This window comes from Pseudomonas sp. DTU_2021_1001937_2_SI_NGA_ILE_001 (assembly GCF_032463525.1).
GTDB lineage: Bacteria > Pseudomonadota > Gammaproteobacteria > Pseudomonadales > Pseudomonadaceae > Aquipseudomonas.
The window spans coordinates 3,467,221-3,482,017 of record NZ_CP135971.1 but is presented as its reverse complement, the minus strand read 5'-3'; the positions used below and the strand labels follow the sequence as shown (position 1 = coordinate 3,482,017).

Annotated in this window: 14 protein-coding genes; 6 read left to right on the top strand and 8 right to left on the bottom strand. The window is 64.8% G+C overall.

The genetic code is table 11. The features are described 5' to 3' along the window. Nucleotides 1-56: 56 nt before the first annotated feature. From RRX38_RS14940 to RRX38_RS14920, 5 genes are all read right to left on the bottom strand, one after another. Nucleotides 57-776 (bottom strand): hypothetical protein, encoded by a 720-nt coding sequence (locus RRX38_RS14940; RefSeq protein ID WP_315959753.1) that lies wholly within the window; start codon nucleotides 774-776, stop codon nucleotides 57-59. A 326-nt stretch (nucleotides 777-1,102) separates the two neighbouring features. Next, nucleotides 1,103-1,846 carry an L-cystine ABC transporter ATP-binding protein TcyN gene (gene tcyN, locus RRX38_RS14935; RefSeq protein WP_315959752.1) on the bottom strand — a complete coding sequence of 248 codons (744 nt, stop codon included), beginning with the start codon at nucleotides 1,844-1,846 and terminating at the stop codon, nucleotides 1,103-1,105. A 3-nt stretch (nucleotides 1,847-1,849) separates the two neighbouring features. Continuing rightward, nucleotides 1,850-2,518, bottom strand: a complete 669-nt coding sequence (gene tcyL, locus RRX38_RS14930) for a cystine ABC transporter permease (RefSeq protein ID WP_315959751.1) — start codon at nucleotides 2,516-2,518, stop codon at nucleotides 1,850-1,852. Further along, entirely contained in the window at nucleotides 2,515-3,312 is a 798-nt protein-coding gene (tcyJ, locus tag RRX38_RS14925; protein WP_295472785.1) for a cystine ABC transporter substrate-binding protein, read from the bottom strand. The genes tcyL and tcyJ overlap by 4 nt, the downstream gene beginning before the upstream one ends. Before the next feature lie 205 nt (nucleotides 3,313-3,517). Next, nucleotides 3,518-4,516, bottom strand: coding sequence for a D-cysteine desulfhydrase (locus tag RRX38_RS14920; protein ID WP_315959750.1), 999 nt, complete (start codon nucleotides 4,514-4,516; stop codon nucleotides 3,518-3,520). A 199-nt stretch (nucleotides 4,517-4,715) separates the two neighbouring features. Between RRX38_RS14920 and epsC the strand changes: the two genes are divergently transcribed. Then, nucleotides 4,716-5,669, top strand: coding sequence for a serine O-acetyltransferase EpsC (gene epsC / locus RRX38_RS14915; protein WP_315959749.1), 954 nt, complete (start codon nucleotides 4,716-4,718; stop codon nucleotides 5,667-5,669). Between the two features lie 384 nt (nucleotides 5,670-6,053). Next, nucleotides 6,054-8,012 (top strand): choline transporter BetT, encoded by a 1,959-nt coding sequence (betT, locus tag RRX38_RS14910; protein ID WP_295472859.1) that lies wholly within the window; start codon nucleotides 6,054-6,056, stop codon nucleotides 8,010-8,012. Nucleotides 8,013-8,054: 42 nt separating this feature from the next. Here the strand turns inward: betT and RRX38_RS14905 are convergent, their stop codons facing one another. Next, nucleotides 8,055-8,999 carry a GlxA family transcriptional regulator gene (locus tag RRX38_RS14905; RefSeq protein ID WP_315959748.1) on the bottom strand — a complete coding sequence of 315 codons (945 nt, stop codon included), beginning with the start codon at nucleotides 8,997-8,999 and terminating at the stop codon, nucleotides 8,055-8,057. Between the two features lie 193 nt (nucleotides 9,000-9,192). On the opposite strand from RRX38_RS14905, the gene RRX38_RS14900 reads away from it, so the two are divergent. The 4 genes from RRX38_RS14900 to RRX38_RS14885 all read left to right on the top strand — a co-directional run bounded on the left by RRX38_RS14900 (nucleotide 9,193) and on the right by RRX38_RS14885 (nucleotide 12,601). Beyond that, nucleotides 9,193-10,137: a choline ABC transporter substrate-binding protein gene (locus RRX38_RS14900; protein ID WP_315959747.1), complete on the top strand. Its 945-nt coding sequence runs from the start codon at nucleotides 9,193-9,195 to the stop codon at nucleotides 10,135-10,137. A 74-nt stretch (nucleotides 10,138-10,211) separates the two neighbouring features. Beyond that, complete coding sequence (locus RRX38_RS14895) at nucleotides 10,212-11,099, top strand: 3-keto-5-aminohexanoate cleavage protein (protein ID WP_295472778.1); 888 nt, start codon at nucleotides 10,212-10,214, stop codon at nucleotides 11,097-11,099. A gap of 35 nt (nucleotides 11,100-11,134) precedes the next feature. Beyond that, complete coding sequence (locus RRX38_RS14890) at nucleotides 11,135-12,100, top strand: L-carnitine dehydrogenase (protein ID WP_315959746.1); 966 nt, start codon at nucleotides 11,135-11,137, stop codon at nucleotides 12,098-12,100. A 33-nt stretch (nucleotides 12,101-12,133) separates the two neighbouring features. Next, nucleotides 12,134-12,601, top strand: coding sequence for a thioesterase family protein (locus tag RRX38_RS14885; RefSeq protein ID WP_315959745.1), 468 nt, complete (start codon nucleotides 12,134-12,136; stop codon nucleotides 12,599-12,601). Between the two features lie 8 nt (nucleotides 12,602-12,609). Here the strand turns inward: RRX38_RS14885 and RRX38_RS14880 are convergent, their stop codons facing one another. After that, on the bottom strand, nucleotides 12,610-13,344 hold the full coding sequence (locus tag RRX38_RS14880; protein ID WP_295472773.1) for an SDR family oxidoreductase: 735 nt from the start codon (nucleotides 13,342-13,344) through the stop codon (nucleotides 12,610-12,612). A 254-nt stretch (nucleotides 13,345-13,598) separates the two neighbouring features. Beyond that, nucleotides 13,599-14,654, bottom strand: coding sequence for a LacI family DNA-binding transcriptional regulator (locus RRX38_RS14875; protein ID WP_315959744.1), 1,056 nt, complete (start codon nucleotides 14,652-14,654; stop codon nucleotides 13,599-13,601). Nucleotides 14,655-14,797: the final 143 nt, after the last annotated feature.

The window sequence follows — 14,797 nt, the reverse complement described above, 5'->3', positions numbered from 1 at the left end:
GGCAGGCTGAGGATGCGCCACTATAGCCTGTGGGCCGATGTGTGTGGCGCGGCCGCTCAGTCGTCCCCGTCATGCAGCGGTATTTCCCGGGGCGGCGCCCAGGATGAATTGTTGCCGACCCGGTCGATGATGCAGTAGGTCGCCTCCAGCGACGGCTCATCACCCGTTTCACGCAGCAGCGCGGGGGGGACCACGAACTCCACCGGCTCGCCGATTTCCTCGACCCGCAAGGGCGGCAGGTCCATGCGCGTGTCGCCCCAGCGCAGGGTGATCTCGTCGTGGGGCGCCATGTTCGGATAGGGCTCGATGCTCAGTGGCAGGCCGCTGTCGCGATGCCTGGCGGTGATGCCGCGGCGCAGCACCGAGGCGGGCAGCGACAGTGGTGCCAGGCCCTGGTTTTCCGCCTCGTCAGGGCCGAGCAGGGCACCGCCCGGCGCGTCGAGCTTGACCCACAGCTTGCGGCAGGCAGAGGCCTGCGGCGTGCCACCGACTTTCATCACTCGGTAGCTGGCGCGTGCCTTGCCGTTCTGCAGGAAGCTTTCCGGCACGCGCAGCGCCACCGGCTGGTGCAGGTCGCTGGCACTGAGAATCTTCGAGGCGACGTAGCAGTCGTTCCAGAACAGTTCGATCAGGTCGCCTTCGTCCATGTCCGGGTACACCGGGATCTGTACCAGCAGGCGTGGGGCCAGGCGAATGCCGATGCCATGCCGGCAGGTCTGGGGAATGTCGGGAGCGGCCAGCTTCGGCTGACCGTAGATGCAGCTGGGGTGGCTCATATACAGGTACTCGCAGGTTCAAGTCAGGCGACCGGGCCATGGAATACGGCGCACGGGTCGTGCTCTGGCCCTCGCTGGCGGCCGGCCGGGCACCCCGGCACAGGCCCGTTATACGAGAGGTGAGAGCATGCCGAACGTCGTGTTGCGGTCGAGATAATGAGCTTTGCCGAGGGGTGTCAACACGGCGGAAGGCGGGTTGGCGGCGTTTCTGGAAAATCAGAAACGTCCTACAAAGGCGCGGTAGGGCTTATGGCTGGCACGGTCTCGACTGGCTGACCCTGGCCGGTAACCGCGAGAAGCGCGGCGCCGGTTGGCGCCGCCGAAGATCAGAAGCGGCTGCGTTCCAGGAACTGCCGGGTGCGTTCCTGCTGCGGGTTGGCGAACACCGCTTTGGCCTCGCCCTGTTCGACGATCACGCCCTTGTCGATGAAGATCACCCGGTTGGCGACGTCGCGGGCGAAGCTCATTTCATGGGTGACGATGACCATGGTGCGCTGTTCTTCGGCCAGCGCCCGGATGGTGTTGAGCACTTCGCCGACCAGCTCCGGGTCCAGCGCCGAGGTCGGTTCGTCGAAGAGGATCACCTGTGGTTCCATGGCCAGCGCCCGGGCGATCGCCACCCGTTGTTGCTGGCCGCCGGACAGGCGGCGCGGGTAGGCATCTTCCTTGCCCGCCAGGCCGACCTTGGCCAGCAGCTGGCGGGCCAGGGCGATGGCTTTCTCGCGGGCGACCTTCTTGACCACCACCGGGCCTTCGATGACGTTCTCCAGCGCGGTGCGGTGCGGGAACAGGTTGAAGTTCTGGAACACGAAGCCGACCTGCTGGCGCAACTGGCGGATCAAGCCCTGCTGCTGGCTCATCGGCCGGTTGGCGTCGATGTGGATATCGCCGACCTGCAGGCTGCCGCCGGAAGGCTCTTCGAGCAGGTTCAGGCAGCGCAGCAGGGTGGTCTTGCCCGAGCCGCTGGGGCCGATGATCGCCACCACTTCGCCGGTTTCGATGCGCAGGTCGATGCCCTTGAGCACCGTATGGCCCTTGAAGGCCTTGGTCAGGCCCTTGATTTCGATCATGCGTCAGGACTCCAGGTCATGGCGGTTGACCCGGGCTTCCAGGCGGTTCTGCAGGTGCGACAGCAGGGTCGCCAGCACCCAATAGATCAGCGCCGCAGCCAGGTACATGGTGAAGATCTCGAAGGTCCGCGCGGTGATCAGCTGCGCCTGGCGGAACAGCTCCGGCACCTGGATGGTGGCGGCCAGTGCGGTGTCCTTGACCAGCGAGATGAAACTGTTGCCCAGCGGCGGCAGGGCGGTGCGCGCGGCCTGTGGCAGGATGGCGCGGCGCAGGGTCTGCCAGCGGGTCATGCCGATACTGGCGGCGGCCTCCCACTGCCCACGTTCCACCGCACCGATGGCGGCACGCAGGATTTCGCAGGCGTAGGCGGCCATGTTCAGGGAAAAACCGATCAGCGCCGCCGGCAGCGGGTCAAGCTCCAGACCCAGTTGCGGCAGGCCGTAGTAGATCATGAACAGCTGCACCAGCAGCGGCGTGCCGCGGAAGAACGACACGTAAACGCGGGCCAGCCAGCTCACCGGCTTGATCAGCGACAGGCGCATCAGGGCCAGGGCGAAGCCCAGGATCAGCCCGAAGAACATGCCGCCCAGGCTGAGTACGACCGTGTAGTACGCGCCCTTGAGCAGAAAGGGCGCGGACTCGATCGCGAGATTGAGGCTCTCTTCGATCATTTCGTGACGTCAGCCCCGAAGTACTTCTCCGAGAGCTTGGCCAGGGTGCCGTCGGCGCGCAGCTTGGCCAGCGCGTCATCGACCGCCTTGAGCAGCTCGGGCTCGCCCTTGCGCAGTGCCACGCCGGACTCCTGGCGAGAGAAGGGTTCGCCGGTCACCGCCAGGGAATCCTTGGTCTTCTTCACCAGCTCCAGGGCGGCCAGGCGGTCGACCAGAATCGCGTCGATACGGCCTACGCGCAGGTCCTGGTACTTGGTCGGATCGTCGTCATAGGTCTTGACCACGGCGGCTGGAACATTGGCCTTCAGCCACTGCTCGTAGTTGGTGCCCAGGCCGACGCCGACCTTCTTGCCGGCCAGGTCTTGCGCGGTCTTGATGCTGCCGGCGTCCTGCTTGCGGGTCAGAGCCTGGATGCCGGAGACGGTGTAGGGGGTCGAGAAGTCGTATTTCTTCTTGCGCTCTTCGGAGATGGTCACCTGGTTGACCACCACGTCGAGGCGCTTGGATTCCAGTGCCGCGAGAATGCCGTCCCATTTGGTCGGCTGGATCTTCGCCTTCACGCCCAGCTCCTTGGCCAGGGCTTCTGACAGCTCGACCTCGAAGCCGGTGAGCTTGCCGTTTTCATCCACGAAGCTGAACGGTGGATAAGTGCCTTCCAGGCCCACGTTCAGGGTGCCGCTGTCCTTGATTTTCTGCAGTTGCTCGCCAGCCATGGCCTGCCCGGCCAGGCCGGTGCCCAGTGCCAGAGTCAGTGCAGAGAGAAGCAGGGTACGACGAATAGCGGAGATGTTCATGCAAGCCCCTTGTGTTGGTGCGGTAGCGGACAGGAATCAGACCGCGCCCCGCCTGGCGAAGTGCCGTAGACGCGGGAGTCTACAGGCACTGGCGCAGTGGAGCACGTCTGCTGGAGCGGCACTATAGGAGACGTGCCTTATTGTTAAAAATATTAAATTCCGAGCTTTATATGTGTTTTTGCTCTATCTGTCGGGCACGCCGCGCTTACCCGCTGAACGCCTGCGAATAAGCGAACAGCGCCGGGGCGCCGCCGGTGTGCAGGAACAGAATCGGCCCCTCGTCGAAGCGCTGCCGACCGATGCCATCGAGCAGCCCGGCCATGGCCTTGCCGGTGTACACCGGGTCGAGCAGCAGGCCTTCCTGGCTGGCCACCAGCTTGATCGCCGCCAGGGTGCCGGCATTCGGCTCGCCATAGCGTGGCGCATAGTACTCGTCCCAGAGGTACACCTTGAAACGTTCCGGCAGCGACATGCCCAGCAGCTCAGCGGTGCGTTCGGCCAGGCCTTGTACCTTGGGCAGTTGCGCTTCTTCGCTGCGCGACACGGTGACGCCGATCACCGGCAGCTCGGGCAACTGGTCGGCCAGGGCCAGCGCCAGGCCGCTGTGAGTACCGGCACTGCCGGAGGCGGTGACCACGGCGGCGAAGGTTTCGCCGCTGGCGGTGATCTGCTCGGCCAGCTCCAGGCCGGCGCGTACATAGCCCAGCGCACCCACCGGGCTGGAGCCGCCAATCGGCACCAGGTAGGGCTTCTTGCCGCTGGCGTGCAGGCGCACGGCCAGGGCCTGCAACTGTTCGTCGGCGTTATCCAGGCTTTCGACCAGCTCGACGCGGGCATCAAACAGGTCAAGCAGCAGGCGGTTGCCGTTGTGCAGGTAGTTGGGGTCTTCGCTGGCGATGGGGTTTTCCAGCAGCGCCACGCAGCCCAGGCCCAGGCGCGCGGCGAGGGCGGCGGTCTGGCGTACATGGTTGGACTGGATGGCGCCGGCGGTGATCAGCGTATCGGCCCCCTGGGCCAGCGCGTCGGCGGCGAGGTATTCGAGCTTGCGCACCTTGTTGCCACCCAGGGCCAATGTGGTGGTGTCATCGCGCTTGATGTAGATGTCGCGGCCGACCCAGGCGGAGAGGCGTTCGAGCTTTTCCAGCGGGGTAGGGGCGCCGATCAGGTCCAGACGGTTGAAACGGTCGAGCTGTTTCTTGAGCATGGGGTCGAAGGTATCCCTATAAACATTCGGTGGACTATAGGCAGACGCTTCCTGCACGGCAACCGATCTAGTCTTATGCTTCTGACGGCGTTTTCCCACCGAAATTGGTATTTTTTCAGGCCGATCATTTGCCGTAGAGTGGGCGCCGGGGCGGTTGCGGCGGTGCCGTCCGCGTCCTTGACCAGCAGGAGAGTCCAGCGTGAGCGATATTCCAAAGGGTTCGGCCGAGGGCCGCACCAGCCACTGGCAGTTGCAACGTATCGTCGGCCAGCTGCGCGAGGCGCGGGACGATTGGCGCACCCGCAACCGCCGGGTCAGTGGTGAACACGGCGGCCGCGAGCTGCCGTCGCGCGATGCCATGGGCGAGATCCTCGAAGCCCTGGCCGGTGCGCTGTTCCCCATGCGCCTGGGCCCGGTGGACCTGCGCGAGGAAAGCGAAGACTTCTACGTCGGCCACACCCTGGACGTCGCCCTCAACGCCCTGCTGGCGCAGGCGCGCCTGGAGATGCGCTACGTCGCCCACCAGCAGGGCGCGAGCATCGAAGGTGTGGACCAGAAGGCCCTGGAACTGATCCAGGATTTCGCCAGCGCCCTGCCGGGCATCCGCCGCCTGCTGGATACCGATGTACTGGCCGCCTACCAGGGCGACCCGGCGGCGCGTAACGTTGACGAAGTGCTGCTGTGCTACCCCGGCATCCTGGCGGTCATCCACCACCGTCTGGCCCACCACCTGTACCGCGCCGGTCTGCCACTGCTGGCGCGTATCAGCTCAGAGATCGCGCATTCCGCCACCGGTATCGACATTCACCCTGGCGCGCAGATCGGCCCGAGCTTCTTCATCGACCATGGCACCGGCGTGGTGATCGGAGAAACCGCGATCATCGGCGAGCGGGTGCGCATCTACCAGGCGGTGACCCTGGGCGCCAAGCGCTTCCCGGCCGACGAGGACGGCAACCTGCACAAGGGCCACGCGCGCCACCCGATCGTCGAAGACGACGTGGTGATCTACGCCGGCGCCACCATTCTGGGGCGCATCACCATCGGCCAGGGCTCGACCATCGGCGGCAACGTGTGGCTCACCCGCAGCGTGCCGGCCGGCAGCAACCTGACCCAGGCCAACCTGCTGCAGCACGACGACGGCACCCAAAAGTAACGCTGATCCGCGTAGGAGCGGCTTCAGTCGCGAAGTCCTCATGTTCACTGCAAATGCAGTGAACTTGCGGCCCATTCGCGGCTGAAGCCGCGCCTATCGGCTGGCCGCAAAAGCCGCTGCAGCGCTGCGCGCCGGGGTTACGGAACGTTTCACTGTTCGCTTGCGTCCTACTGGTGATCCGGGCAATTCCTACCACCTCGATTGGTCATTTCCGGCCTTATCGTGTTTAAATTGAACGTTCAATCAAATTTGAACGGTGGTTCGCTGCCCGCTCACAACAGGAGGCCAACCCTTGCACTATCCATGTTTCGTCGCCGTTTCACGGACCCTGGAGGCGCATCCCGCATGAACGTCGCCACCTCTTCCTCGACCAGCCCGGTGCGCATGAATGGCCCGGTGTTCTATTTTGCCGCGACCTTCATTCTGCTCTTCGGCATCATCGTCATCAGCTTCCCCGAAGCCGCCGGCCAGTGGCTGCTGGCCGCACAGAACTGGGCCGCCAACACGGTCGGCTGGTACTACATGCTGGCCATGACGCTGTATCTGGTCTTCGTGGTGGTCACCGCCTTGTCCGGCTATGGCCGGATCAAACTCGGTGCCGACCACGACGAGCCCGAATTCAGCTACCTGTCCTGGGCCGGCATGCTGTTCGCTGCCGGTATCAGCATCACGCTGTTCTTCTTCTGCGTCTCTGAACCGCTGACCCACCTGATGCAGCCGCCGCAAGGCGAGGCCGGTACTGCCGATGCGGCGCGCCAGGCCATGCAGCTGCTGTTCCTGCACTGGGGTCTGCATGGCTGGGGCGTGTTCGCCTTCGTCGGCATGGCCCTGGCCTACTTCGCCTACCGCCATAACCTGCCGCTGGCACTGCGCTCGGCGCTTTATCCGCTGATCGGCAAGCGCATCAACGGTCCGATCGGCTATGCAGTCGATGGCTTCGGCATCATCGCCACCATCTTCGGCCTGGGGGCCGACATGGGCTTCGGCGTACTGCACCTGAACTCCGGCCTCGACTACCTGTTCGGCGTCGCCCACACCCACTGGGTGCAGGTCACCCTGATCGTGCTGATGATGGGCGCGGCAATCGTCGTGGCGGTGTCTGGCGTGGAGAAGGGCGTGCGGGTCATGTCCGACATCAACATGCTGCTGGCCTGCGCGCTGCTGCTGTTCGTGCTGTTCGCCGGACCCACCCAGCACCTGCTCAATACGCTGGTGCAGAACATCGGTGACTACCTGGGTGCGCTGACCACCAAGAGCTTCGATGTGTATGCCTACAAGCAGCAGGCCGACGGCTGGCTGGGCGGCTGGACCGTGTTCTATTGGGCCTGGTGGATCGCCTGGGCGCCGTTCGTGGGCCTGTTCATTGCGCGTATCTCGCGTGGCCGCACCATCCGTGAATTCGTCTTCGGTGTGCTGTTCATTCCGCTGGGCTTCACCCTGGCGTGGATGTCGATCTTCGGCAACAGCGCCATCGAGCAAGTGCTGGCGCACGGCATGAGCGCACTGGGCCAGTCGGCCATCGACGACCCGTCCATGACCCTCTACCTGCTGCTGGAAACCTACCCGTGGAGCAAGGTGGTCATCGGTGTAACGGTGTTCATCAGCTTCGTGTTCTTCGTCACCTCGGCAGACTCCGGCACCGTGGTACTGTCCACCCTGTCGGCCAAGGGCGGCAGCGCCGACGAGGACGGCCCGAAATGGCTGCGGGTGTTCTGGGGCGCAGCCACCGCGCTGGTGACCAGCGGCCTGCTGTTCTCCGGCAGCATCGACGCGCTGAAGTCGGCGGTGGTGCTGACCTCGCTGCCGTTCTCGCTGATCCTGCTGACCATGATGTGGGGCCTGCACAAGGCCTTCTACATGGAGTCGCAGCGTCAGCTGGCGCAGCTTTACTCCCTGGCCCCGGCCTCCGGCGCACGGCGTGGCGGCTGGCGCCAGCGTCTGAGCCAGGCGGTGCATTATCCATCGCGTGACGAGGTGTACCGGTTCCTCGACCAGACCGTGCGCCCGGCCATCGACGAGGTGACCGCCGTATTCGTCGAGAAGGGCCTGAGCGTGACGAAGCCGGACGATCCCGCACCGGATTCGGTGAGCCTGGAAATCGGCCACGGCGAAGAGCGGCCGTTCATCTACCAGGTGCGCATGAAGGGCTACTTCACCCCGTCGTTCGCCTTGAGTGGCATGGGCTCGCGGCACCTGAACAACCGCCGCTATTACCGCGCCGAGGTGCACTTGAGCGAAGGCAGCCAGGACTACGACCTGGTGGGCTACACCCGCGAACAGGTCATCAACGACGTGCTCGACCAGTACGAGCGGCACATGCAGTTCCTGCATCTGGTGCGCTAGTCACGTCCTCAACAGCGCTGCATCTTGCCGATGCAGCGCTGTTCAGCTCGGCTCCCGACGTCGATCTTCCCGGGGGCAGCGGGTAAACCGCGCCCGGTAGCGGCGGGTGAAGTACGACGGCGACTCGAACCCACAGGCAATACTCACCTCCAGCACGCTCATGTCGCTCTGGCGCAGCAGCTTGCGGGCTTTTTCCAGGCGCAGGCCCAGGTAGAAGTTGCTGGGCGTGTCGTTCAGGTGCAGGCGGAACAGGCGCTCCAGCTGGCGCCGGGTGACCTTGATGGTTTCTGCGAGCGCCAGGGTGCTCAAGGGCGGCTCGGTGTGTTGTTCCATCTCGCCGATCACCTGCACCAGCTTGCGGTTGTTGATGCCGTAGCGGGTGGCGATCTGCATGCGCTGGTGGTCCTGGCGCGGACGAATGCGGCTGATCACGAACTGTTCAGACACCTGAATCGCCAGCTCCGGGCCGTGGGCCTGGGCAATCAGGTCGAGCATCAGGTCGATGCAGGCCGTGCCGCCGGCGCAGGTGATGCGTCGGCGGTCGATCTCGAACAGCTCCTGGGTCACGGTGAGCTGTGGATAAGACTCCTTGAAGGCGTCGATGGCTTCCCAGTGCAGGGTCAGGCGATGGTCATCGAGCAGGCCGGCTTCGGCCAGCAGGCAGGCCCCGGTGTCGATGGCGCCAAGGGTCACGCCTTCATGGTCCAGGCGCCGCAGCCAGTGCATCAGTGCCGGAGTGGCGAACTGCAGCGGCTCGAAGCCGGCCACCACCAGCAAGGTGGCGCCTTTTTTCAGCGGCTCCAGGGCGGCGTCGGCGTTCACCGACAGGCCGTTACTCGCCACCACCGCGCCGCCGTCGCTGCTCAGCACATGCCAGCGGTACAGCTCACCACGAAAGCGGTTGGCCACCCGCAGCGGTTCCACCGCGCAGGTGAAGCCCATGGCCGAGAACCCCGGCATCAGCAGAAAGTAGAAATCCCGAGACATGGTGGCGCTCTGGCAGGGTGGGCGGCATGGCGCTGTGATACTCCCGTTCAGGGGCAGATTCAAGAGGCCAGGTCGACGCAGTGCAAGAGTGCGTCGCCGCCGTGCGTGTTGGCAGCCCCCCAGGAACGTAACGTGGTGCCACGGTGCACAAAGACACCGGCCCCCACAATAGTGACCTGCCGAGGGATCCACCATGAATCCACTGATCAGCCGCTGCGTGCTTGCACTCGGCGCCAGCGCCATCCTCAGCACCCCTGTCATGGCCGCCGATGCCGCTGCCTGCCAGAACGTGCGCATGGGTGTAGTGAACTGGACCGATGTCATCGCCACCAGCGCCATTACCCAGGTCCTGCTCGATGGCCTCGGCTACCAGACCAAGCAGACCAGTGCCTCGCAGCAGATCATCTTCGCCGGCATTCGTGACCAGCGCCTGGACCTGTTCCTGGGCTACTGGAATCCGCTGATGACCCAGACCATCACGCCGTTCGTGGAGGCCGGGCAGGTCAAGGTGCTGGACAAGCCCAGCCTGGAAGACGCCCGTGCGACCCTTGCCGTGCCCACCTACCTGGCCGACAAGGGCCTGAAGACCTTTGCCGACATTGCCAAATTCGAAAAAGAGCTGGGCGGCAAGATCTATGGCATCGAGCCGGGTTCGGGGGCCAATGCGCAGATCAAGGCGATGATCGCCAAGAACCAGTTCGGCCTGGGCAAGTTCCAGCTGGTGGAGTCCAGCGAAGTCGGCATGCTCGCCGCCGTGGAGCGCTCGGTACGCCGCAAGGAGGCGGTGGTGTTCTTCGGCTGGGCGCCGCACCCGATGAACGTCAACATCGCCATGACCTACCTCTCTGGCAGTGATGACGTCCTGGGCCCGAACGAGGGCAAGGCCAGCGTGTGGACGGTGACCGCGCCCAACTATGCCCAGCAATGTCCCAACGTGCACAGGCTGTTGAGCAACCTGACCTTCAGCGTTGCCGACGAGAGCCAGATGATGCAGCCGCTGCTGGACCACAAGGACCCCCTGGAGTCGGCCCGGCAGTGGCTCAAGGATCACCCGCAGGACCAGGCTCGCTGGCTGCAGGGTGTGACCACCTTCGACGGCAGGCCCGCCGCCCAGAACCTGCAACTCAGCGACCGATAAGCCCCGTTTTAATCAGCCCTTCGCAGCCTTGAGCGGCTGCGAAAGGCACCCTCACGCCTGTAAGGAACCGCCACATGAACAACGACGTCATCATCACCTGCGCACTCACCGGTGCTGGCGACACCACCGCCAAGAGTCCCCACGTACCGGTCACCCCCAAACAGATCGCCGCCGCCGCCGTGGAAGCCGCCAAGGCCGGCGCCACCGTGGTGCATTGCCATGTGCGTGACCCACAGACCGGCAAGTTCAGCCGCGACGTGGCGCTGTACCGCGAAGTGATGGAGCGCATCCGCGAGTCCGGCGTCGACATCATCGTCAACCTCACTGCCGGGATGGGCGGCGACCTCGAGATCGGCGAGGGCGAAGCGCCGATGGCGTTCGGCCCTGGCACCGACCTGGTCGGCCCGCTGACCCGCCTGGCGCATGTCGAAGAACTGCTGCCGGAAATCTGCACCCTGGATTGCGGCACGCTGAACTTTGGCGACGGCAACAGCATTTACGTGTCGACCCCGGCGCAGCTGCGTGCCGGGGCCAAACGCATCCAGGAGCTGGGCGTCAAGGCCGAGCTGGAAATCTTCGACACCGGCCACTTGTGGTTCGCCAAGCAGATGATCAAGGAAGGCCTGCTCGACAACCCGCTGTTTCAGCTGTGCCTGGGCATCCCGTGGGGCGCGCCGGCCGACACCACCACCATGAAAGCCATGGTCGACAACCTGCCCAGCGACGCGGTGTGGGCTGGCTTTGGCATCGGTCGCATGCAAATGCCGATGGCGGCTCAGGCGGTGCTGCTGGGCGGCAACGTGCGGGTCGGCCTGGAAGACAACCTGTGGCTGGAAAAAGGCGTGCTGGCCACCAATGGCCAGCTGGTGGAGCGCGCCGTTGAAATCATCAGCCGTCTGGGCGCCAGGGTCCTGACCCCGGCGCAAGGGCGCCTCAAGATGGGCCTGACCCCGCGCGGCTGACCCCACCGATCAACGACCCCCAAAGGAACGTCGCCATGAGCTTCATCACTGAGATCAAAACCTTCGCGGCCCTGGGCTGCGGCGTCATCGGCAGCGGCTGGGTGTCGCGGGCCTTGGCTAACGGCCTGGATGTGGTCGCCTGGGACCCGGCACCGGGTGCCGAGGCAGCGCTGCGCAAGCGCGTGGCCAACGCCTGGAGCGCCCTGGAAAAACAGGGCCTGGTTCCCGGCGCCTCGCAACAGCGCCTGCGCTTTGTCGCCACCATCGAAGAGTGCGTGGAAAACGCCGACTTCATCCAGGAAAGCGCGCCGGAGCGCCTGGAACTGAAACTGCAGCTGCACAGCACGATCAGCGCGGCGGCCAAGCCTGAGGCGCTGATCGGTTCGAGCACCTCCGGGCTGTTGCCCAGCGAGTTCTACCAGCGGGCGATCCTTCCGCAGCGCTGCGTGGTCGGCCACCCGTTCAACCCGGTGTACCTGCTGCCGCTGGTGGAAGTGGTGGGCGGCGAGCACACCGCCCCCGCAGCGATCGAGGCGGCGATCAAGGTGTATGAAGCGCTGGGCATGCGCGCATTGCATGTGCGCAAGGAAGTCCCGGGATTCATCGCCGACCGCCTGCTGGAGGCGCTGTGGCGTGAGGCGTTGCACCTGGTCAACGATGGTGTGGCGACCACCGGTGAAATCGACGACGCGATTCGTTTTGGCGCCGGCTTGCGCTGGTCGTTCATGGGCACCTTCCTGACCTACACCCTGGCCGGTGGCGATGCCGGCATGCGCCACTTCATGGCGCAGTTCGGCCCGGCCTTGCAGTTGCCCTGGACCTACCTGCCGGCCCCGGCGCTGACCGACAGGCTGATCGACAACGTGGTCGAAGGCACCCGTGAACAGCTGGGCAGCCACAGTATTGCTGCCCTGGAGCGCTATCGCGACGATTGCCTGCTGGCGGTGATGGACGCTGTGAAGGCCACCAAGGCCCAGCATGGCATGAGCTTCAACGAGTAACCCCTGGGCGCCTTTCCGAACGAGTATTGCACCATGCCTGCACTGACCACCTACCGCACCGATGTATCGCCCGACTGGGTCGATTACAACGGCCACCTGCGCGACGCGTTCTACCTGTTGATCTTCAGTTATGCCACCGATGCGCTGATGGACACCCTGGGCCTGGACAGCGCAAACCGCGACGCCAGCGGTCACTCGCTGTTCACCCTTGAATTGCATCTCAACTACCTGCACGAAGTGAAGCTCGGCGCCGAGGTCGAGGTGCACACCCAGCTGATCGGCTACGACGCCAAGCGTCTGCACCTGTTCCACAGCCTGCACAGGGTGGGGGACGCGACGCTGCTGGCCGGTAATGAGCAGATGCTGCTGCACGTCGACCTGGCCGGCCCGCGTTCAGCGCCGTTTACCGAAGCCACGCGGCAACGGCTGGCTGCGCTCTGCGCCGAGCAGGCCGAACTGCCGAGGCCTGAGCTGCTCGGCCGGGTCATCGGCCTGCCGTAGGGTATCGCTCAGGCCAGGCCGCCGTTGGCGCGCAGCACCTGGCCGTTGATCCAGCCCGAATCCGGCCCGGCGAGAAAGGCCACCACGCCGGCGATGTCCTCGGGCTGGCCGAGGCGTTGCAGCGGCGGCAGGCTGGCGAAGTGCTGGATCTGCTCTTCGCTCTTGCCAGCCAGGAACAACTCGGTGGCCACCGGACCAGGGGCGACGGTGTTGACGGTGATGTTGCGCCCGCGCAGTTCCTTGGCGAACACCGGAGTCATGGCTTCCACCGCCGCCTTGCTGGCGTTGTAGATGGCGTAGCCAGGCAGCTTCAGGGCCAGGGCGGTGGTGGAAAAGTTGATGATCCGCCCGCCGTCGTTGAGGCGGTTGGCGGCTTCGCGCAGGGTGTTGAACACGCCACGGGTGTTCACCGCGAAGGTCTGCTCGAACAACTCGTCGCTGGTTTCGGCCAGCGGCAGGGTCTTGAGGATACCGGCGTTGTTGACCAGCACGTCGACCTTGCCCAGGTGGTGTTCGGTGGCATCGAACAGGCGGCGCACGTCACTGGCGTTCGACACGTCGGCCTTCAGCGCAATGGCATGATGGCCGGCGCCCAGCAACTGTTCGACCAGGGCGTCAGCTTCGGTGGCGCTGTTGGCGTAGTTGATGACCACGGCGAAACCGTCGGCGGCCAGGCGCTGGGCGATCTCGGCACCGATGCCGCGCGAGGCACCGGTGACGATGGCGACTTTACGAGAAGTCATGAGGCGTTTTCTCCTGTCAGGTTGGCAAGGTGATCAGTATTGAACATTGGGCGCATCTGGTTGAGCAGGCGCTAGCTGCAAAACTGTTCGGTCAGACTGGGTAGGAGCGGCTTCAGCCGCGAAAAGAGCGCATGTTCACAAAAGATGCAGTGAATTTCCTGGCGCTTTCGCGGCTAAAGCCGCTCCTACCGAGCCACCTAACGACTAACTGACCAGTATTGGCGCTGGCTGGCACCCTGTAGCGGTGACAGAGCTCAGCCCTGGGTACTCTCTCGTTCGATCACCCGACAGTCCAGCCGGTTCAGGTGCCGGATGCCGTCTTCATCGAGCGGTAACATCTCCAGGCTCTGCAATACCCGCTGCGCGGCCAGTACGCCGATTTCCAGTGCCGGCGGCTTGATGGTGCTCAGGCTGGGCAGCAGCATCTCGGCGAAGGCGTAGTCGCCGAAGCCCATCACGGCGCAGTCTTCGGGAATCCGCAGCCCGGCACGCTGGCCGGCGAGCAGGCCGCCGGCAGCCAGGTTGTCGTTGGCGAAGAAGATCGCGTCCGGGCGTTGTGGGCCGCTCATCAGGGCATGCATGGCCTGCTTGCCGGCCTCGAAGGGCGCCAGCCCGGTCTGTGGGGTAAACACCCAGGGGGCCAGGCCGAGGGCCTGCACGGTATCGCTGTAGCCCTGGCAGCGCTCCAAGGCGCTCAAGTCGCCGGCCATGCTGTTGAGCACGAAAGCGATGCGTCGGTAACCCTTGTCGTGCAGGTAGCGGGTGGCGGTGACCCCTACCTGATGGTGGGAAAAGCCGATCTGGATCGGCGCGCGCTCAGGCTGGTAGTCCCAGGTCTCGATCACCGGCATGTCGGCCTGGGCGATCATGCGTTCCGTGGCCGGAGTGTGGAAGCGGCTGGTCAACACCAGGGCGGCCGGTGACCAGCCGAGGAATGCGCGTACTGCGCTCTCTTCCTGTTCGGGAGAAAAGTAACTGGAAGCCAGCAGCGGCTGCAGACCGTGCTGGCTCAAGGTGTCGCTGAAGCCCTGGATGGTGTTGGCGAAGATCGGCCCGGAGATGTTCGGCACCACCATTGCCACGACCTTGCTGCGCGCCGAGGCCAGCCCGCCCGCCACCTGGTTGGGCACGTAGCCCAGAGCCTCGACCGCCGCCGCAATGCGCTCGCGCAGTTCGGGCGAGACCTGCCCAGGCTGATTGAAGTAGCGGGAAACAGTGATCGCCGATACGCCGACGTGCCGGGCCACGGTGTTCAACGTCACCCGTCCGGCACCGCGGCGTTTACGCGGTGGGCTGGATTCATCGCTCATGAATGCGGGCGCCTTAATAGCTTTAATGCATATAAAAGTAATTTTTCAGTATTGGACGCTCTATAGGGAGCTTCCTGATACTGGCGATGTTAGCGCTAACGTCCAGGGCTGTCTGCTACTCGCCGCCGCGAATGCCGAACCCG